14 protein-coding genes are annotated in these 19,331 nt (G+C 66.3%); 9 read left to right on the top strand and 5 right to left on the bottom strand.

Annotated elements, in window-relative coordinates:
• Nucleotides 1–28: 28 nt before the first annotated feature.
• Together C4S73_RS16040 and C4S73_RS16035 are read right to left on the bottom strand one after the other, a co-directional pair.
• Nucleotides 29–1,246 carry an MFS transporter gene (locus C4S73_RS16040; protein WP_244595622.1) on the bottom strand — a complete coding sequence of 406 codons (1,218 nt, stop codon included), beginning with the start codon at nucleotides 1,244–1,246 and terminating at the stop codon, nucleotides 29–31.
• A gap of 97 nt (nucleotides 1,247–1,343) precedes the next feature.
• Nucleotides 1,344–2,222 carry a beta-keto acid cleavage family enzyme gene (locus C4S73_RS16035; protein WP_103873513.1) on the bottom strand — a complete coding sequence of 293 codons (879 nt, stop codon included), beginning with the start codon at nucleotides 2,220–2,222 and terminating at the stop codon, nucleotides 1,344–1,346.
• Nucleotides 2,223–2,346: 124 nt separating this feature from the next.
• Between C4S73_RS16035 and C4S73_RS16030 the strand changes: the two genes are divergently transcribed.
• Nucleotides 2,347–3,981, top strand: coding sequence for an acyl-CoA synthetase (locus C4S73_RS16030; protein ID WP_103873512.1), 1,635 nt, complete (start codon nucleotides 2,347–2,349; stop codon nucleotides 3,979–3,981).
• Between the two features lie 167 nt (nucleotides 3,982–4,148).
• Here the strand turns inward: C4S73_RS16030 and C4S73_RS16025 are convergent, their stop codons facing one another.
• From C4S73_RS16025 to C4S73_RS16015, 3 genes are all read right to left on the bottom strand, one after another.
• On the bottom strand, nucleotides 4,149–5,003 hold the full coding sequence (locus C4S73_RS16025; protein WP_103873622.1) for a PCC domain-containing protein: 855 nt from the start codon (nucleotides 5,001–5,003) through the stop codon (nucleotides 4,149–4,151).
• Nucleotides 5,004–5,157: 154 nt separating this feature from the next.
• A complete protein-coding gene (locus C4S73_RS16020) occupies nucleotides 5,158–6,795 on the bottom strand; it encodes an acyl-CoA synthetase (protein ID WP_200828029.1) in 1,638 nt (545 codons plus the stop codon).
• Between the two features lies 1 nt (nucleotide 6,796).
• Entirely contained in the window at nucleotides 6,797–7,690 is an 894-nt protein-coding gene (locus C4S73_RS16015) for an IclR family transcriptional regulator (protein WP_103873510.1), read from the bottom strand.
• A gap of 312 nt (nucleotides 7,691–8,002) precedes the next feature.
• Between C4S73_RS16015 and C4S73_RS16010 the strand changes: the two genes are divergently transcribed.
• The 8 genes from C4S73_RS16010 to iolB all read left to right on the top strand — a co-directional run bounded on the left by C4S73_RS16010 (nucleotide 8,003) and on the right by iolB (nucleotide 19,317).
• Nucleotides 8,003–9,871: a TRAP transporter large permease gene (locus C4S73_RS16010; protein WP_103873509.1), complete on the top strand. Its 1,869-nt coding sequence runs from the start codon at nucleotides 8,003–8,005 to the stop codon at nucleotides 9,869–9,871.
• A gap of 219 nt (nucleotides 9,872–10,090) precedes the next feature.
• A complete protein-coding gene (locus tag C4S73_RS16005) occupies nucleotides 10,091–11,110 on the top strand; it encodes a TRAP transporter substrate-binding protein (protein ID WP_103873508.1) in 1,020 nt (339 codons plus the stop codon).
• Between the two features lie 195 nt (nucleotides 11,111–11,305).
• A complete protein-coding gene (locus C4S73_RS16000; protein ID WP_103873507.1) occupies nucleotides 11,306–12,109 on the top strand; it encodes an SDR family NAD(P)-dependent oxidoreductase in 804 nt (267 codons plus the stop codon).
• A 253-nt stretch (nucleotides 12,110–12,362) separates the two neighbouring features.
• The gene (locus tag C4S73_RS15995; protein WP_103873506.1) at nucleotides 12,363–13,220 is read left to right on the top strand and encodes a MurR/RpiR family transcriptional regulator; all 858 of its coding nucleotides are present in this window, start codon (nucleotides 12,363–12,365) and stop codon (nucleotides 13,218–13,220) included.
• Nucleotides 13,221–13,339: 119 nt separating this feature from the next.
• Entirely contained in the window at nucleotides 13,340–15,274 is a 1,935-nt protein-coding gene (locus C4S73_RS15990; protein ID WP_103873505.1) for a bifunctional 5-dehydro-2-deoxygluconokinase/5-dehydro-2-deoxyphosphogluconate aldolase, read from the top strand.
• Nucleotides 15,275–15,459: 185 nt separating this feature from the next.
• Nucleotides 15,460–17,310 (top strand): 3D-(3,5/4)-trihydroxycyclohexane-1,2-dione acylhydrolase (decyclizing), encoded by a 1,851-nt coding sequence (gene iolD / locus C4S73_RS15985; protein ID WP_103873504.1) that lies wholly within the window; start codon nucleotides 15,460–15,462, stop codon nucleotides 17,308–17,310.
• Between the two features lie 172 nt (nucleotides 17,311–17,482).
• Nucleotides 17,483–18,367, top strand: coding sequence for a myo-inosose-2 dehydratase (iolE, locus tag C4S73_RS15980; RefSeq protein WP_103873503.1), 885 nt, complete (start codon nucleotides 17,483–17,485; stop codon nucleotides 18,365–18,367).
• A gap of 152 nt (nucleotides 18,368–18,519) precedes the next feature.
• Nucleotides 18,520–19,317: a 5-deoxy-glucuronate isomerase gene (gene iolB, locus C4S73_RS15975; RefSeq protein WP_103873502.1), complete on the top strand. Its 798-nt coding sequence runs from the start codon at nucleotides 18,520–18,522 to the stop codon at nucleotides 19,315–19,317.
• Nucleotides 19,318–19,331 lie beyond the last annotated feature (14 nt).

Below are 19,331 nucleotides of genomic sequence, written 5' to 3'. Positions count from 1 at the left end.
TGACGCTTGCGGCCTTGCGCCGCGCCAGTCATGCAGGCTCCAGCGTCCCGACTGCCTCTTTCGCCCAGCCTCCGTCGAACAGGACGGTTGCGAGGAGCCACAGCAGCAGCGCCAGCACGGCCACGGCGCCCAACGCCAGGAACGACGCGCCATATCCAAAGGATTGGGCGACCCAGCCACCCAAAGTGGGGCTGAGCGAGGCGCCGATCCCCTGCATGGTCATCACCGCGCCGAGCCCGACATTGAACCGGCCCGTGCCGCGCAGGATATGGGCCACGAGCCCGGGCACCGCGACACCGAGAAGACCGGCGCCCACACCGTCCAGCATCTGAACGGGAACCAGCACCCAGAACCCCGTCACGGACGCAGCAATCAGCCCACGCAAAGGCAGCGCCACGAGCGCAAGCACGAAGACAAGCCAATAGCCCTTCGTCTGCGCCAGCCGCGAGGCGAGAAAGGCCATGGGGATCATCGTCAGCTGCGCCACGACCACGGTCAGCGCGGTCGCCGAACTCGGGTCGCCGTCGCCACGCGCCACCATCGCCTGGCCGAGCAGCGGCAGCATCGCCCCATTGCCCAGATGGAACAGCAGCAGAACCGTCGCGAGGATGATCAGCGGCACCGAGGTCAGGAGCGCGCGCCAGCTCCGGTCGGGCACTGTGCCGTCCGCGTTTTCACCGCCTCCCCGGGCGGCATCGTGATCGATGGCCGCCGCCGGGATGGCAAGCGTCGAGACGATGGCGAAGGCGCCCATCGCCGCCATGAACCAGAAGACCGCCTGGAGTCCGAAGATATAACCAAGCCCGCCGCCGGCCAGTGCGGCGAACATGGTGCCGCCATGGTTGAAGGCCTCGTTGAAACCGAGCTGCCTGGCAAACCCCGCCTGCTTCACCAGCCCCAGCGTGATCGCCGCGATCGCCGGCGCGATGATGGCGCCGGCAATGCCCTGGACGATCTGGGCGGTGATTGTGACGGTCAGCGAAGGCACATAGAGCATCGTCAGCGAGGCGACGATGATCGCCAGCGAGGCCACGACCATGACGGCGCGCTTGGCGCGCGTCGAATCGACGAAAGCGCCAAGCGGGGTCGTCGCCGCCATGCCCGCAAGGCCGCCCACCGTCATCACCAGCCCGATATCCTGCGGCCCCCAGCCCTTCTGCTGGAGATAGACCCCGAGGAAAGGGCCGAGCCCGTCCCGCACATCGGCCATGAAGAAGTTGAGTGCGTTGAGAGCTGGAAGTGACAAGGCGGGTTTCCGGAGGCAGGCGACAGGCCTTGTTGATGATTCCGCCACCGTATTTTTCCGTAGCGTCAGCGGTCAATCGCCGATGCGCCCCGGAGCGTTAGCGATTAGCCAGATCCGCCCTCACCTCCGCGACGCTCGCAGCCCGGCTGCCGGCCGCCTCGATATGCCCAACCGTTTCCGCCACCAGCGCCGCGTTCGTCTTGCCGCAACCGAACGGGGCGTCCTCCAGCCCGGCGCGGACATGGACGCCGCGCGCCACCGCAGGACCAATGAGCCCGGAGAGATCGACACCGAGCCCCGCGATCATCACGGGAGCGTCCGGCGCATCCTCGGCAAGCAGCGAAAGATGCGCGTCGAGCGCGTATTCCCTCGGCGGAAAACCCCAGGCGAAGGCATCGGAGAACATCAGCCGGTAAATCGGGCAGGGCATGCCGGGATAGGCCTTCGCCAGCGCTGCACCCAGGCGCGTAAAACCCGGCTCGTAGATCGCATAGCTCGGATGCACCTTATGGCGCTGCGCCACCGCCATGCCCTCGCGGATATGCTCGCCGGGGTTCTGGTAGATGAAGCCGGGCTCGCCATCGGGAATGCCGGCGAAGGTCGTCCAGTTGCAGGAACCGGGGTCGAGCACGCCCCATTCGACCAGCCCGCGCTTCGCCAGCTCCTCCAGATGGGTGTATCGGCCCGATCCGATCATGTCGCCGGCGTAAGCAGAGCCCAGGATGGGAATCGTCGGATAGACGATGGCGTCGACCTTGGCCCGGATACCCTCGATCGCCTGCGCATAAAGCTCCCAGTCGTCGCGCTGGCGGCCGGTCTCGACGTCATAGACATGAAGGTGGACGATCGCCGCGCCGGCCTCCACCGCGGCGATTCCATCGGCGACGATGTCGGGAATGCTGATCGGAATGCCCGGCTGGCGCTCATGGCCCCAGGGGCCGTTGATCGCAGCCTCCACCCAGATCGGTTTCGTCATGGATTGCCTCCGGCAGCCTCTCGCGCATTTGCGCAGATCGTAAGCGCTCGCCCGCGGGCTTGTCAGCCTGCTCGCGGGCTGGGCAGGATCGGCGGGAACGCATGAGAACCACCGGAGCGGGCCCATGTTAGAGCGCGGCGAGACTTACGACGAGACGCTGCGCCGCTTCGCCTGGCGCATTCCGGAGCGCTTCAACATCGGCACCGCCTGCTCGGACCGCCATGCCGACGGCAGCGGGCGCCCTGCCCTGATCTTCGAGGAGAATGACGGACAGGTCGCGACGCTCTCCTTCGACGATCTGGCCCGCGCCTCGAATCGCTTCGCCAACCTGCTTGCCCATCACGGCATCGGGCGCGGCGAGCGTGTTGGCATCCTCCTGCCGCAATCGCCGCAGACCGCGATCACCCATCTCGGCACTTACAAGCTGGGTGCCATCGCGCTGCCGCTCTTCATCCAGTTCGGTCCCGAGGCGCTGGAACATCGGCTCGGTCATAGCGGCGCAAGCGTCCTCGTCACCGACGTCGAGAATATCGGCAAGGTCGAGGCGATCCGCGATGCATTGCCCGAGCTCAAGACGATCATCGTCGTGGGCGGTGCCGGCCATCTCGATTTCGCAGGCGAGATGGCGAAGGCCTCCGACCGCTTCACCGCAGCCGAAACCCGCGCCGACGACCCGGCCCTGATCATCTACACCTCCGGCACGACGGGTAAGCCCAAGGGCGCGCTGCATGCGCACCGCGTCCTGCTCGGGCATCTGCCGGGCGTGCAGATGCCGCAGGAGTTCTTCCCGCAAGCCGGCGACCTGTTCTGGACACCGGCCGACTGGGCCTGGATCGGCGGCCTGCTCGATGCGCTGCTGCCGAGCCTCTATTGCGGCGTGCCGGTGCTCGCCTCGCGCGCCCGCAAGTTCGACCCCGAAGCCGCGCTCGCGCTGATGGCGCGCCGCAAGGTCCGCAACGCCTTCCTGCCGCCGACCGCGCTGAAGCTGATGCGGCAGGTCCGCGATCCCCGCCGCTTCGGCATGGCGATGCGCTCTATCGGCACCGGCGGCGAGACGCTGGGCGCCGACATGCTGGACTGGAGCACCGAGACCTTCGGCTTCCCGGTCAACGAGTTCTACGGCCAGACCGAGGCGAACCTGCTGGTCTCGAACTGCGCCAGCCTGTTTCCGGTCAGGCCGGGCTCGATGGGCCGCGCCGTGCCCGGCCACCGCGTCGCGGTGATCTCGGCCGAAGGCAAGGAATTGCCGGCGGGCGAGCACGGCCTGATCGCGGTCAACAGGCCCGATCCGGTGATGATGCTGGAATACTGGCGCCAGCCCGAGGCGACGGCAGCCAAATTCATCGGCGACTGGCTCGTCACTGGCGATACCGGCGCGCGCGACGAGGAGGGCTATTTCTGGTTCCAGGGCCGCGACGACGATATCATCTCCTCCGGCTCCTACCGCATCGGGCCCGGCGATATCGAGGATTGCCTGATCCGCCACCCGGCCGTGTTGATGGTCGCGGTCGTCGGCAGCCCCGATCCCATTCGCACCGAAGTGGTCAAGGCCTTCGTGCTGCCCAAGCCGGGCATCGTACCGAGCGACGCGCTCGCCGCCGAAATCCAGGCTTTCGTCCGGGAGCGCCTCGCCGCCTATCAATATCCCCGCGAGATCGAGTTCGTCACGCAACTGCCCATGACCGCGACCGGCAAGATCAGGCGCAAGGATTTGCGGGACCTGGAGATCGAGCGGAAGCGAGCGGCGGCCGGCTCCTGATCACGACACGCCCGCGACACCCGCGCCGTCATCCCGGACAAGCGGCGAAGCCGCGCCGATCCGGGATCCATCGGAGGCCTTAATTTTTCGACGGATTTAGCTCTACGATGGATCCCGGATCTCCGCTGCGCTGCGTCCGGGATGACGGCGCGCCCTTGGTCCAGCCCTCACCCCACCTCGAGCACCAGCTCAAAAGTCATCAGCACTGGATTGTCGCCGCGCTTGAGCCGGCCGCTGGCTGTCGCCCCGGTATAATCGACCAGCGCGACGTCGATCTCGGCGACCGGCCCCTGACCGACATCGACGACGAGCCCGGAGGTGATCGCGACCTCCGTGGCAAAATTCTCCACTGTACGGCCATCCGTAAACCGCGCCCCGATGGTCGAGCCGACGCCGCCATGGATCGTCGCGCGCCTGATCCCGCGCTCGGCGCAGAACTGTTCCAGCGCGCCCGCAAGATCGATATTGGGCTTCACCCGCAGGCCAAAGAAACGCCCCTCACGCGTCGCGCCCAGCAGCGGCGCCACGACCGGGCCGAACAGCTTGAAATTGGTCTCGCCATCAGGCTCCGCCACGAAAGCCGCGCCGTCGAGCCCCACCGCCGGCAGCGTGATCGCCTCAGCCAGGACCGTCTCGTCGGGCAGGATATGGCCGCCGCTGCGCTTGCCATCGGCCTCGATCCAGAGCGCGTGACAATGGAAGAAGGGCGCGTCGTCGCGCAGGCCGAAGGTCAGCGTGCCCGCCTCGACGCGCGCGACGCCAGATGGCCGGAAGGTCTCGCTGTAGAAAGCGGCATGTTCGGGCGTCCTGGACAGCGCCGGCATCACATAAGCGAAGGGCGACAGCGCAACGCCATCGACCCTTGCGACACCGCTGGTGAAGCCGGCAGCGGCAAAACTGCGACGAACGGCCTCCAGCAGGGTCAAGCCCGGCTGCAATTGCATCTCGAAGCGAAGCCCGTGGCTCTCGGCCCATTGCACGCGCTCCGCCGTGCCGGTGCCGGGCTGTTCGATGGATCTCAAAACCTGTTCCGTCATATCAGCCCTCATCCTGATGAGGCCCGCAGGGCCGTCTCGAAGGATGCTCCAGATGGTTCCGGAGTCTCCTGAAGCATCCTTCGAGACGCGCCTTCGGCGCTCCTCAGGACGAGGGCTGCCGGGAGATGCGGACCGAGTCTCACGAGGTCTTCCCCCGCAGCCATTCGAGCTCGCCGCGCGTCTCGAGCTCGTCGCGGACGAGCCGCTTGGGCACCTTGCCGTAACCGGATTTCGGCAATGCCTCCCAGAAGAAGAAGCGCTTGGGCATCTTGTAGCGTGCGATCTTGGCCGACAGGAACTCCGCGACCTCGGCTTCCGTCGCGCTCTTGCCGGCGCGGGGAACGCAGACCGCGACGCCGATCTCGCCCCAGACCGGATCGGGCAGGCCGAGCACCGCAACCTCGGCGATCGCCGGATGGGTCAGGATCTTCTCCTCGATCTCGCGCGGATAGATGTTGGAGCCGCCAGAAATGTACATGTCCGAGGCCCGGCCGGTGATGTAGACGAAGCCCTGCTCGTCCATATGGCCGAGATCGCCAGTGCGGAACCAGCCGTCCCGGAACGATTTCGCATTGGCCTCGGGATTGTCGTAATAACCCGCGAACACCGCCGGGCCGATCACGCAGATTTCGCCCTGCGTGCCCGCCGCGACCTGCCTGCCCTCATCGTCCTGGATCTGCACCTCCATGCCGGTGCGCTCATAGCCGCAACTGCCGACACGCGCCTCGGGGCCATCCTCGGCGACATGCAGGCGCGGCGGCAGCACGGTGATGTTGCCGGTGACCTCGCCCAGCCCGAAATACTGCACGATGACCTTGCCGAGCTTGGCCAGAGCCGCCTTCTGGTCCTCGCGATACATCGGCGCGCCCGCATAGATGATGTAGCGCAGGCTCGAATGATCATGGGCGTCGGCGGCGGGGTGCTCGACCAGCATCTTCAGGATCGTCGGCACCGTGAAGATGTTGGTAACGCGATGGCGCGCGATCAGGCGATAGGCCTCGTCGATGTCGAAGCGCTCGGTCGAGAGCAGGATGGAGGGCGCGCCGCGCGCCGAGATCATCAGCTGGTGTACGCCCGCGCCATGCGAGAGCGGCGCCACGACCAGCGAGGCGTCGGCCTCCGTCGTGCCCGGCACGAGATCGCAGAGATGGTTCGTCACCACGAAACCCATCTGGCCATGGGTCAGCACGGCGGCCTTGGAACGCCCGGTCGTACCCGAGGTGAAGAAGAACCAGCAGGGGTCGTCGCGCTCGACCGCCACATTGGCGACCCCAACCCCTTCATGGCGGGCGATGACCTCGCCGGCCTCGGCCTCGCCGAAAGCCCCCTCGCCGATGCGCCAGGTGAACTCCGGCGCAGGCTGTGCGGCCGCTACGGCCGCCGCATGCTCAGGAAAATCGCCATGGCACAGGAAGGCCTTCGCCCCCGAGGAGGTCGAGAGATAGGCGACCTCATCGGGCAGCAGCCGGAAATTCGTCGGCACCCAGACCGCGCCCAGCCTGAACGTCGCGAACATCGAGACGAACATCGTGTCGCAGTTCTTGGAATGGACGAGCACGCGGTCGCCCTTGCCGATGCCGCGCGCGCTCAGGCCCGCCGCCAGCGCCGAGACCTGCGCGTCGATCTCCGCCCAGCTCCAACTCCGCTCGCCCCAGATGAAGCCCGGACGCTCGCCGAAGCGCCGCGCATTCTGCGTGACGATATGGGCGAGGTTCATCACCCGTCGCGTCATCGGCACGACACCGCCCAGCGGCGCGGCAAAAGAGGATGCGGTCATGTCAGGGACTCCTGGTTTCGGCATTCGCGCGGGCAGGCGGCTTACGGACAGACGGCTTGCGGACAGGCAGCTTGGCGCCCTCGTCTGCCCCGCGCTTGGAAACGAACATCTGCGCGAGCAGGCGCTCCATCCGCGCCACCTCCTTCGCGAGGTATCCGGCAAGCTCGCTCTGCCGCGCCGGGAGCATGCGGCTGTCGATCGCCGCCAGGCTGAAGGCGCCGGCGACGCGGCCATCGGGATAACGGAAGACGGCGCCGATGCCCCACGAACTCGCGACCAGCCGGCCGGGATTGAGCGAGAAGCCCTGCTCGCGGGTCAGCGCGATATCGGCCTTGAGCTGATCGGGCGCGAAGCCGGGATAATGCGCCAGCAGCGCCGGCTCGTTGGCCGCCAGGATGCGGTCCACATCATCGTCGGCCAACGCAGCCAGCAGCGCCAGCGAGCCCGCGCCGACACCCAGCGGATGCTGATCGCCGATCTGCAGCGCATGGGTGCGCACCGGATAGGTGCCCTCCTCGCGATGCAGGCAGACCGCATAGGTCTCGCGGCGGATCGTCAGGAAACTCGTATCCATGGTGATCTCGGACAGGCGCCGCAGGCTTTCCATGGCGAGTTCGAGCAAGCCATGCCGCCGCGCCGCGAGCACGCCCAGCACGAAAGCCTCCTCGCCCAGGCAGTAATGCCGCGATTGCGGCTCCTGCTCGACCAGCCCGGCCCGCATCAGCGCCAGCAGCAGCCGGCGAGCGGTGGGCTTGTTCAGCCCGCTCTCGACCACGACCTCGCTGAGCGGCAGGCCGCTGGCCGGCTCGCGCCCGATCAGCGCCAGCAGCCGCAAGGCGCGATCGACGCTCTGCGACCCCGACAGATCGGCGCGCTCTCCTGTGAGCTGCTCCACCCTGGATTCCTCTTACAGGTCCATGATGTGGACCCTTTTCTTATAAGCGAAGCCTAATTGCCCCCATTGCGGATTGCAATGCGGTTTGCCTCGTGTAATCTGCCGCCTGTCCCAAGGTGATGTCATTCACAGTGTGGACCGCGCCGAAAGCTGATCAACAAGCATAAGATCGGCGCGAATGGGAGGATCGAGACCATGTCGTTGCCGGCAACCCGTAATGCGGGTGCAGACAAGATTGCGCCAATCACCGCGAATGAAGCTGCCGCGAACGCGGCCGCCGCGCGCATGGCGAACCGGATCTAGGCGCGCGCCATGGTCGATGTCGCCGACAGGATCGCCCTGCCCGAAACCCTGCTCGACAATGAGGGCGTCCGACCGGGCTCGCCGATCATGCGTCCGGTCGAGATCGTCGCGGGCGCGCTGGTCGCGCTGATCATCTGCACGCTGCTGCTGGGCGTGACCTCGCGCTATGTCTTCTCGCTGCCGGTCGTCTGGATCGACGAGGTCGCCTCGATCTCCTTCCTCTGGCTCGCCATGCTCGGCTCGGCCATCGCGATCGACCGCAACGAACATCTCCGGCTCAGCATCTTCGTCGGCATGATGCCAGAGCGCCTGAGCCAGTTCGTCCAGACCTTTGCGCTGCTCGTCGTCGCCGCCTTCCTGCTGGCGATGATCTATCCGGCGATCGACTATGCGATCGAGGAGAGCTTCGTCACCTCGGCTGCGCTCAATATTCCCAACAGCTGGCGTGTCTCGGCGCTGGGCTTCGGCATCGTCGCGATGTTCCTGCTGGCGATGCGCCATGCCATCAAGAGCTCGCGCCTGTCGGACCTGCTGCTCGCCGCCGCCATTATCGCGGCGATAGCGGGCAGCTTCTGGCTGCTGATGCCGACGCTGAAAGGCCTCGGCTACGCCAATATCCTGATCTTCCTGCTCGGCGTCGTCGCGCTGTGCCTGATGGCCGGCGTTCCCATCGCCTTCTGCTTCGGCATGGGCACGCTCTGCTTCCTTGCCTTCTCCACCAGCGTTCCGGTCGTCGTCATGATCGGGCGCATGGACGAGGGCATGTCGAGCATCATCCTGCTCTCGGTGCCGATCTTCGTGCTGCTCGGCTGCGTGCTCGATGCCACCGGCATGGGCAAGGCGATCGTCGACTTCCTCGCCTCGATGCTCGGCCATGTCCGCGCCGGCATGTCCTATGTGCTGCTCGGCTCACTCTTCCTGGTCTCCGGCATTTCCGGCTCGAAGGTCTCGGACATGGCGACGGTGGCGCCGGCCCTCTTTCCGGAAATGAAGCGGCGCGGCTACCAGCCCAAGGAGCTAATCGCCCTGCTCTCGACCGGCGCGGCGATGGCAGACACGGTGCCACCCTCGATCGTGCTGATCGTGCTCGGCTCGGTCGCGGGCGTCTCGATCGCCGGCCTGTTCAACGCCGGCTTCGCCATCGCGATGGTCCTGTTGCTGGCGCTGGCCGTGCTGGCGCGCTGGAAGGCCCGGGGCGAAGACCTCAAGGGCGTGCGCCGCGCCTCCGCCTCGGTCATCTGGAAGACCGCCCTGGTCGCCGGCCCCGCGCTGGTGCTGCCCTTCATCATCCGCAGCGCGGTGGGCGGCGGCATCGCCACCGCGACCGAAGTGTCCACGATCGCGGTGCTCTACGCCATCATCGTCGGCATCGTGCTCTATGGCGGCATCGGCTGGAAGAAATTCTGCGCCATGCTGGTCGAGACGGCGGCTTTGTCCGGCGCCATCCTGATGATCCTCGGCACGGCGCTCGCCATGGCCTGGGCGCTGACGCAGACCGGCTTTGCCCGCGATCTCGCCAATTTCATGGTCGGCCTGCCCGGTGGCTGGCTCACCTTCATGGCGGTGACCATCATCGTCTTCATGATCCTGGGGTGCGTGCTCGAAGGCCTGCCCGCCATCGTACTGATGGCGCCGCTGATGTTCCCGATTGCCAAGAACCTCGGCATCAACGACGTCCACTATTCGATGGTCGTGGTCACCGCGATGAATATCGGCCTGATGACCCCGCCGATCGGCATCGGCTTCTACATCGCCTGCAAGATCGGCAACGTCTCGCCCGACGAAGCGATGGGCGCGATCTGGCCCTATCTGGTCGCGCTGCTGGCGGGGCTGATCATCATCGCGGTCGTGCCCGGTCTCTCGACATGGGTGCTGTGAAGATGCCCCGGATATCCTATGTCGCCCCTCCAGCCCTCATCCTGAGGAGCGAGCCCGCAGGGATCGCGTCTCGAAGGATGCTTCAGGAGGCTCCGGAACCCTCTGGAACATCCTTCGAGACGCCGCTTCGCGGCTCCTCAGGATGAGGCCTGATGGAATGACGTTCGGCTAAAGCAGTCTCAGCGCTATCAAAACAAACGACCCCAGGGAGAAACCAAAATGACCATTTCACGCCGCACCCTGCTGCAGGGCACCGCCGCAGCCACCGCCATCGGCACGTTCCATATCGGCCGCTCGGAGGCGCAGACCGCCGAATTCACCTATAAATATGCCAACAACCTGCCCATCGCGCACCCGATGAACATCCGCGCCAATGAGGCGATGGAGAAGATCAAGCAGGAGACGAAAGGGCGCGTCGTCATCCAGGTATTCCCCAATAACCAGCTCGGCTCCGACACGGATATGCTGAGCCAGGTCCGCTCGGGCGGCGTCGAATTCTTCACGCTCTCGCCGCTGATCCTCTCGACGCTGGTCCCCAACGCCTCGGTGAGCGGCATCGGCTTCGCCTTCCCGAACTATGATTCGGTCTGGAAGGCGATGGATGGCGAGCTCGGCGCCTATGTGCGCGGCCAGATCGGCAAGGCCAACCTCGTCGTCATGGACAAGATCTGGGACAACGGCTTCCGCCAGACCACGAGTTCCAAGGGTCCGATCAACAGCCCCGACGACCTCAAGGGCATGAAGATCCGCGTGCCGGTGAGCCCGCTCTGGACCTCGATGTACACCGCCTTCCAGTCCGCTCCGGCCAGCATCAACTTCGCCGAGGTCTACACCGCGCTGCAGACCAAGATCGTCGACGGCCAGGAAAACCCGATGGCGATCATCTCGACCGCCAAGCTGTTCGAGGTGCAGAAGTATCTCTCGGCGACGAACCATATGTGGGACGGCTTCTGGTTCCTCGGCAATAAGCGCGCCTGGGAGCGCCTGCCCGAGGATCTGCGCGCCATCGTCGCCAAGAACATCAATGCCGCAGCCGAACTGGAGCGCGCCGACGTCGCCAAGCTCAACGCCAACCTGAAGGACGACCTCGTCTCCAAGGGCATGGTCTACAACGAGCCGCAGGCTGCCCCCTTCCGCGCGGCGCTGCAGAAGGCCGGCTTCTACGCCGAATGGAAGAAGAAGTACGGCGACGAAGCCTGGGGCATCCTTGAGAAGGCCGTCGGCACGTCGCTGAGCTGAAGATAGCGACCACCGCGCCGTCATTCCGGGGCAGGCCGCAGGCCTGAGCCCGGAACCCAGAACCTCAGCTCGATGGCATGAGGCAGACCGCAGCCTGCCATTGCCGGCCGCATCGTTTCTGGGTTCCGGGCTCGTCGCTGCGCGACGCCCCGGAATGACGGCGTGTTTCTTTGCTTAGGGATTGAGGACCACACCATGACCGGCCGCCTTGCGGGCAAGATCGCGATCGTCTTCGGCGCCGGCTCGTCCGGCCCCGGCTGGGGCAATGGCAAGGCCGCCGCGGTCGCCTATGCCCGCGAGGGCGCGGGTGTCGCCTGCATCGACCTGAACCAGGCTGCCGCCGACGAGACCGCCGCGATCATCGCCAGCGAAGGCGGCACGGCAATTGCGCTCGCGGCCGACGTCACCAAACAGCCCTCGATCGACGCCTGCGTCGCTGCAACGGTGGCGCGGCTGGGGCGCATCGACATCCTCCACAACAATGTCGGCGTCACCCATATGGGCGGCCCCGTCGAGCTCAGCGAAGAACAGTACCAAGCCGCGCTCGATCTCAATCTCGGCCCGGTCTATCGCTGCTCGAAGGCCGTGATCCCCGAAATGCTCAAGGGCGGCGGCGGCGCGATCGTCAACATCTCCTCGATCGCCGCGATACGCTGGGTCGGCTACCCCTATTTCGCCTATTACGCGACCAAGGCGGCGGTGAACCAGGCCACCGTCGCGCTCGCCATGCAATATGCGCGGCAGGGCATCCGCGCTAACTGCATCATGCCGGGCCTGATCGATACCCCGATGATCTACAAGCAGATTTCCGGACAATACGCGTCTGCGGACGAGATGGTCGCGGCCCGCGACGCTCTGGTGCCCATGGGCAAGATGGGTACCGCCTGGGACATCGCGAACGCCGCGGTCTTCCTCGCCTCCGACGAGGCCAAATTCATCACCGGCGTCTGCCTGCCCGTCGACGGCGGCCAGACCTGCAGCGTCGGCGCGATGGGCTGACCACCGCCCTTGACCGTCCTGAGCCCTCATCCTGAGGAGCGGGCTTTAGCCCGCGTCTCGAAGGATGGTTCAGAATGCGCTGGATCACCCTTCGAGACGCCGCTGACGCGGCTCCTCAGGATGAGGGCTGAGGTTTCCCACTGCCATCTGCGCCGCCCCCGACCGCCCATTCCCAAAATGGAATGCTTGCTCCATTTCCGGTTCGCTGCCAGAAAAAGCAACGATCGACAGCGCAGATGTGGAGAAAGCACGAATGATCGACGCTCCCTCCGTTGAGCTGCCGCGCGATTTCGACGGGCTGAGAGCGCTCATCCTGAGCAGGCGCGATACTCTGCCCAAGCGGATCGCCCAGGTCGCGGCCTATGCGCTCGACAATCCAGACGAGATCGCCTTCGGCACGGCCGCAAGCATCGCGGTGTCGTCGGGCGTGCAGCCCTCGACGCTGATCCGCTTCTCCCAGCATCTCGGCTTCGACGGTTTCACCAGCCTGCAGGGCGTTTTCCGCGAGCGGCTGCGCGAGCGCAATTCGAGCTATGAGGAGCGCCTCAGCACCTTGCGGGCCGAGATCCAGAACGGCGCCGACAACCACCGTATTCTCGAAGGCTTCCTGACCGCATCGAGCAAATCGCTGGATGCGATGGCCCGCACGCTCGATCAGGCGACGCTGGACCGCGCGATCGAGACGCTGGCGGAAGCCGAGACGATCTACATCCTCGCCCGGCGCCGGTCCTATCCGGTCGCGAGCTACGTCGCCTATGCGCTCGGCAAGCTCAAGGTGCGCAACCAGCTCGTCGAATCGGCCGCGGGCCTGAGCCCCGAGATCGTATCCTTCGCCACCCCCAGGGACGTGGTGTTGACGATCAGCTTCTCGCCCTATGCGCCCGACACGATCGAGGACGCGCGGGCATTGTCCGAGCGGGGCGTGCCCGTGGTGGCCATCACCGACAGCGCCTTCTCGCCGCTGGTCCAGTTCGCAAAGGTCTGGTTCGAGGTGGCGGAAGCGGATTTCGGTGGCTTCCGGACCCTGGCCTCCACCATGGCGCTGGCAATGGCCCTGACGGTGGGCGTCGGCGACGCCCGCCATGCACGCAGCGGACAGAAGCCCCGCTAGCATTCCAGGACGGGAACGCGCGTTCCAAGTTGACTAAAATATGGAATTATTATTTCATCGAAGGATATCGCGGAGCCGTTCGGCAACCAGCGGATCACACGGAAGCCTGGAGGAACGACATGACGGGATCGCGAAGCGCACCGTTGCATGCGCTCGACGTCATCACGATCGGCCGCGCCTCGGTCGACCTCTACGGCCAGCAGATCGGCTCGCGGCTCGAAGATATCGGGAGCTTCGCCAAATCGGTCGGTGGCTGCCCGGCCAACATCGCCATCGGAACGTCGCGGCTGGGCCTGCGCTCGGCCCTGCTGACGCGCGTCGGCGACGAGCAGATGGGCCGTTTCATCCGCGAGCAGCTGGTTCGCGAAGGCGTCTGCGTCGATGCGCTCGCCACCGACCCGGCGCGCCTGACCGCGCTCGCCATCCTCTCCGTCGAGAGCGACAAGAGCTTCCCGCTGCTGTTCTATCGCGAGAACTGCGCCGATATGGGGCTCGACGAGGACGATATCGACCCCGCCTTCATCGCCTCGGCGCGCGCCGTCGTCGTCACCGGCACCCATTTCGCCAAGGCCAACACCGAAGCCGCCCAGCGCAAGGCCATGCGGCTGATGCGGCAGGCCGGCGGCAAGGTCGTGCTCGACATCGACTACCGGCCCAATCTCTGGGGCCTCGCCGGCCACGCCGCCGGTGACAACCGCTATATCGCGTCGGACGCCGTCTCGGCCCGCATGAAGACCGTGCTGCCCGATTGCGACCTGATCATCGGCACCGAGGAAGAGGTGCTGATCGCATCCGGCGAAAGCGAACTCCTGCCGGCGCTGAAGACGATCCGCAGCCTCTCGACGGCGACCATCGTGCTGAAGCGCGGCCCGATGGGCTGCATCGTCTATGAGGGCGCCATCTCCGACGATCTGGAGGACGGCATCGTCGGCAAGGGCTTTCCGATCGAGGTCTACAACGTGCTGGGCGCCGGCGACGCCTTCATGTCCGGCTTCCTGCGCGGCTGGCTCGGCGGCGAGAGCCTCGGCACGGCGGCGACCTGGGCCAATGCCTGCGGCGCCTTTGCCGTCTCGCGCCTGCTCTGCGCGCCGGAGATCCCGACCTTCACCGAGCTGCAGTATTTCCTGGAGCATGGCAGTCGCTTCCGGGCGCTGCGCCAGGACAAGGCGATCAACCATATCCATTGGGCGACGACCCGCCGCAGCGACATCCCCTCGCTGATGGCGTTCGCCTGCGACCATCGCAGCCAGCTCGAGGATCTCGCCGCCAAGACCGGCGCCGATCCGGCCCGCATCCGCGACTTCAAGGTGCTGGCGGTGAAGGCGGCGGCCCGCGTCGCCGATGGCCGCCCCGGCTATGGCATGCTGCTCGACGAGAAACACGGCCGCGAGGCGATGTTCGAATACGCCCGGCATCCCTTCTCCTGGCTCGGCCGTCCGGTCGAGTTGCCGGGCTCGCGCCCCCTGCGCTTCGAGACCAGCCAGGATATCGGGTCGCAACTGCCCGAATGGCCGGTCGACCACTGCATCAAGGCGCTCTGCTTCTACCATCCCGACGATGAGCCGGAGCTGAAGCACGCCCAGCAGGACAAGCTGCGTGGCCTCTTCGAAGCCGCGCGCAAGGTTGGCCGCGAATTGCTGGTCGAGATCATCGCCGGCAAGAACGGCCCGCTCGGCGACGACACGATCCCGCGCGCGCTGGAAGAGCTTTACGCGCTCGGCATCAAGCCCGACTGGTGGAAACTTGAGCCGCAAGCCTCGCCCGCCGCCTGGGCCGCGATCGAGGCCGTGATCGCGCGCAACGACCCGTGGTGCCGGGGCATCCTGCTGCTCGGCCTCGATGCGCCGATCGAGGAACTGGAGGCCGGCTTCGCGGCCGTGGCGTCCGCGCCGCTGGTCAAGGGCTTCGCGGTGGGCCGCACCATCTTCATGCATGCCGCCGAAGAGTGGCTTGCCGGCAGGATCACGGATGAAGAGGCGGTCAGCGAGATGGCCACGCGATTCGAGACGCTGACCGGCGCCTGGCTTGCCGCCCGCAGCCGCAAGGCTGCATAAATAGTGCTGTTCTTCGGTGCAAAATCTCCTGGGTCATCCCGGCCAAGCCGCGCAAGCGGCGCAGAGCCGGGATCCATTCCGGAACTCCTGCCGGAAAGGCTCTGGAATGGATCCCGGGTCTCGCTCCACTCGCCCGGGATGACCCAGGTGTTTTCGTTTGATCATAGCGTGACACAGGAAAGCCGATGACGAGCACCGTTCGCCTGACGATGGCGCAGGCGCTGACCCGCTTCCTCAGCCGCCAGTTCACCGAGATCGATGGGCAGCGCCTGCCGATCTTCGGCGGCGTCTGGGCGATCTTCGGCCATGGCAATGTCGCGGGGCTTGGCGAGGCATTGCACGGCCAGCGTGAGACGCTGCCGACCTTCCGCGCCCATAACGAGCAGGCGATGGCCCATGCCGCCATCGCCTTCGCCAAGGCCCATATGCGCCGCCGCTTCATGGCGGTGACCAGCTCGGTCGGCCCCGGCGCGACCAATATGGTGACGGCGGCCGCGCTCGCCCATGTCAACCGCCTGCCGCTGCTGCTGCTGCCGGGCGACGTCTTCGCCAACCGCATTCCCGATCCGGTGCTCCAGCAGGTCGAGGATTTCGGCGATGGCACCGTCTCCGCCAATGACTGTTTCAGGCCGGTATCGCGCTATTTCGACCGTATCACGCGCCCCGAACAGATCATTCCTGCGCTGAACCGCGCCATGCAGGTCCTCACCGACCCCGCCGAATGCGGCCCGGTCACGTTGGCGCTCTGCCAGGACACCCAGGCGGAAGCCTATGACTACCCCGAGAGCTTCTTCGCCGAGCGCCTCTGGACCCCGCGTCGCCCAAGACCGGACCGAAGCGAACTCGCGGCCGCCGTGGCAGCGCTGAAGGCCGCCAGGAAGCCGCTGGTGATTGCCGGCGGTGGCGTTCTCTATTCTCAGGCTTGCGAAGAGCTCGCCCGCTTCGTCGAGGCGACCGGCATCCCGGTCTGCGAGACGCAAGGCGGCAAGTCTGCGCTGCCCGACGCTCACCCGCTCAACATGGCGGCTGTGGGCGTCACGGGCACCTCGGCAGCCAACCGGCTCGCTGAAGAGGCCGACCTGATCGTCGCCATCGGCACGCGGCTGCAGGATTTCACCACGGGCTCATGGGCGCTCTTCGGCAATGCCGCCAAGAGGATCATCGGGCTGAACGTGCAGGCCTTCGATTCAGCCAAGCACCGCGCTTTGCCACTGGTCGCCGATGCCCGCGAAGGCCTCGCCGAGCTCGCCGCCGCTGCCGGCGGCTACAAGGCGCCCGCGAGCTGGAGCGACAATGCACGCGCCGGCAAGGCGGAATGGCAGGCGACTGCCGCCAAGGTCACCGCGCCGACCAACGCCGCCCTCCCCTCCGACGCCCAGATCATCGGGGCGGTGCAGCGGGCCATGGGCAGCGACATCATCCTGATGCATGCGGCCGGCGGCCTGCCGGGCGAGTTGCACAAGCTTTGGCAGGCCGGAGCGCCGGGCTCCTACCATGCCGAATACGGCTTCTCCTGCATGGGCTACGAGATCGCCGGAGGGCTGGGCGCCAAGATGGCCAGGCCCGACAAGGAGGTGGTCGTCATGCTCGGCGACGGCTCCTATCTGATGCTGAACTCCGAGATCGCGACATCGGTCATGCTCGGCCTGAAGCTGACGATCGTGCTGCTCGACAATCGCGGTTTCGGCTGCATCAACCGGCTCCAGCTCGCGACCGGCGGCGCCGGGTTCAACAACCTGCTGGCGGATTCGCAGCACGAGACGTTGCCGGAGATTGATTTCGCCGCCCATGCAGCCAGCCTCGGCGCGATCTCCGAAAAGCTCGATTCCATCGCCGAACTCGAAGCCGCGCTCGTCCGGGCGAAGACCAACCCGCGCACCACCGTGCTCGTGGTCGACACCGACCCGCTGGTCTCCACGCAGGCCGGCGGAACCTGGTGGGACGTCGCGGTGCCGGAAATCAGCGAGCGTGAAGAGGTCAAGGCAGCGCGGGCAAGCTATGAGGCCAGCCTGAAACAACAGCGCGTCGGCGATTGACCGTCATGCGAGGTTCGCGCTTCACGATGGCCGCCCTCCCCGTCATTGCGAGGAGCGCCGCGACGAAGCAATCCAGAGGGCTCGCGCGCGGCCCTGGATTGCTTCGCTACGCTCGCAATGACGCGGAACCGGCATCGCCTCCATACCCACGCCACAGACGAAAGACCGTGACATGATCCGCATCGGCGCGAACCCCATCGGCTGGTCGAATGACGACATGCAGGAGATCGGCGGCGACATCCCGCTCGAAACCTGCCTGAGCGAAGCGCATCAGGCAGGATTCGTCGGCATGGAGCTCGGCAACAAGTTCCCGCGCGACGCGGCCACGCTCCGGCCGGTCCTTGAAAAGCACGGCCACGCGCTGGTCGGCGGCTGGTATTCTACCGAACTGCTCGTCCGCGAGGTCGAGGCCGAGCTTGAGGCAGCCGCGGCCCATGCGACGCTGCTGAAGGCGATGGGCTGCACGGTCTTCATCGCCGCCGAAACCTCGAACGCGATCCATTCCGACAGATCGCTGCCGCTCTCGGCCCGCCCGGTTCTGGCAAAGGGAGATTGGCAGCAATTCGGCGCGCGCTATACCGCCTTCGCCGAGGCGATCCAGGCGCAATACGGCCTGCAGCTGGTCTATCACCACCACATGGGCACGGTCGTGCAGACCGAGGCCGAGATCGACCGGTTCATGGCGGTGACGAAGAACCCCGTCCACCTCCTCCTCGACACCGGCCACGCCACCTGGGGCGGCGGCGACCCTGCCCGCATCGCGCGCCATTACAAATCCCGCATCCGCCATGTCCACTGCAAGGACATCCGCGAAGAGGTGATGCAGCGCTCCAATGCCGAAGACTGGTCCTTCCTCGATTCGGTGCTGGCGGGCGTCTACACCGTGCCGGGCGACGGGCTGATCGACTATGTCCGCGTGCTCAAGGAGCTGCACGGCTATTCCGGCTGGATCGTCGTCGAGGCCGAGCAGGACCCCAAGAAAGCCGAGCCCGCCACTTACGCAAAGCTCGGCCACGCCAATCTGACCCGCTTCATTGCGCAAGCCGGATTGGCCTGACGCCACTATTCCTCAGCCCTCATCCTGAGGAGCCGCGAAGCGGCGTCTCGAAGGATGCTCCAGCGCGCTCCGGATCATCCTTCGAGACGCGGGCAAGCCCGCTCCTCAGGATGAGGGCTGAATATGTCATCGGTCGCAAAGGAAGACCCGCCATGTCCCATCTCCTCATCAAGCCGAAGGCCGGTACCGGCCATGTCACCCATGTCACGCCGGAAACCGCCGGCTGGGGCTATGTCGGCTTCGACCTCCACCGCCTGAAGCCCGGCGAGACCGTGTCGGCCAAGACCGGCGACCGTGAGATCTGCCTCGTCTTCATCACCGGCAAGGGCAGGGTCCAGGCCGGCGGACAGGAGCTCGGCCTGCTCGGCGAACGCATGTCGCCCTTCGAGGGCAAGCCCTGGTCGGTCTATGTCCCGCAGGGTTCGGACTGGTCGGTGACGGCCGAGACCGAGCTCGAACTGGCCATCTGCGCAGCGCCCGGCCTTGGCGGCGGCCTGCCGGTCCGGGTCATCGCGCCCGACGATCTCGGCCAGGAGGTGCGCGGCAAGGGCACGAACACGCGCTACGTCACCAACATCCTGCCTGAAGGCGAACCGGCCGATTCCCTGCTCGTCGTCGAGGTCATCACGCCGGCCGGCAACACCTCGAGCTACCCGCCCCACAAGCATGATCGCGACGACCTGCCGGCCGAATCCTATCTCGAGGAGACCTATTATCACCGCCTGAACCCGCCGCAGGGTTTCGGCTTCCAGCGCGTCTACACCGACGACCGCAGCCTCGACGAAGCCATGGCGATCGAGGACGGCGATGTCGTGCTGGTGCCGAAGGGCTATCACCCCTGCGCCACCTGCCACGGCTACGACCTGTATTATCTCAACGTCATGGCCGGGCCGAAGCGGACGTGGAAATTCCACAACGCCGTCGAGCACGAGTGGCTGACCAAGCTCTGAACTCGGCAGCCGGG

Source organism: Allobosea lathyri, assembly GCF_900108245.1.
Lineage (GTDB): Bacteria > Pseudomonadota > Alphaproteobacteria > Rhizobiales > Beijerinckiaceae > Allobosea > Allobosea lathyri.
This window is presented reverse-complemented; position numbering and strand designations above follow the sequence as displayed.

Bases quoted from the DNA above. Each gene is read 5' to 3' on its own strand.
- C4S73_RS16035 (WP_103873513.1), bottom strand. From the start codon at position 2,222: ATGACGAAACCGATCTGGGTGGAGGCTGCGATCAACGGCCCCTGGGGC.
- C4S73_RS16030 (WP_103873512.1), top strand. From the start codon at position 2,347: ATGTTAGAGCGCGGCGAGACTTACGACGAGACGCTGCGCCGCTTCGCC.
- C4S73_RS16020 (WP_200828029.1), bottom strand. From the start codon at position 6,795: ATGACCGCATCCTCTTTTGCCGCGCCGCTGGGCGGTGTCGTGCCGATG.
- C4S73_RS16010 (WP_103873509.1), top strand. From the start codon at position 8,003: ATGGTCGATGTCGCCGACAGGATCGCCCTGCCCGAAACCCTGCTCGAC.
- C4S73_RS16005 (WP_103873508.1), top strand. From the start codon at position 10,091: ATGACCATTTCACGCCGCACCCTGCTGCAGGGCACCGCCGCAGCCACC.
- C4S73_RS16000 (WP_103873507.1), top strand. From the start codon at position 11,306: ATGACCGGCCGCCTTGCGGGCAAGATCGCGATCGTCTTCGGCGCCGGC.
- C4S73_RS15995 (WP_103873506.1), top strand. From the start codon at position 12,363: ATGATCGACGCTCCCTCCGTTGAGCTGCCGCGCGATTTCGACGGGCTG.
- C4S73_RS15990 (WP_103873505.1), top strand. From the start codon at position 13,340: ATGACGGGATCGCGAAGCGCACCGTTGCATGCGCTCGACGTCATCACG.
- iolD (WP_103873504.1), top strand. From the start codon at position 15,460: ATGACGAGCACCGTTCGCCTGACGATGGCGCAGGCGCTGACCCGCTTC.
- iolE (WP_103873503.1), top strand. From the start codon at position 17,483: ATGATCCGCATCGGCGCGAACCCCATCGGCTGGTCGAATGACGACATG.
- iolB (WP_103873502.1), top strand. From the start codon at position 18,520: ATGTCCCATCTCCTCATCAAGCCGAAGGCCGGTACCGGCCATGTCACC.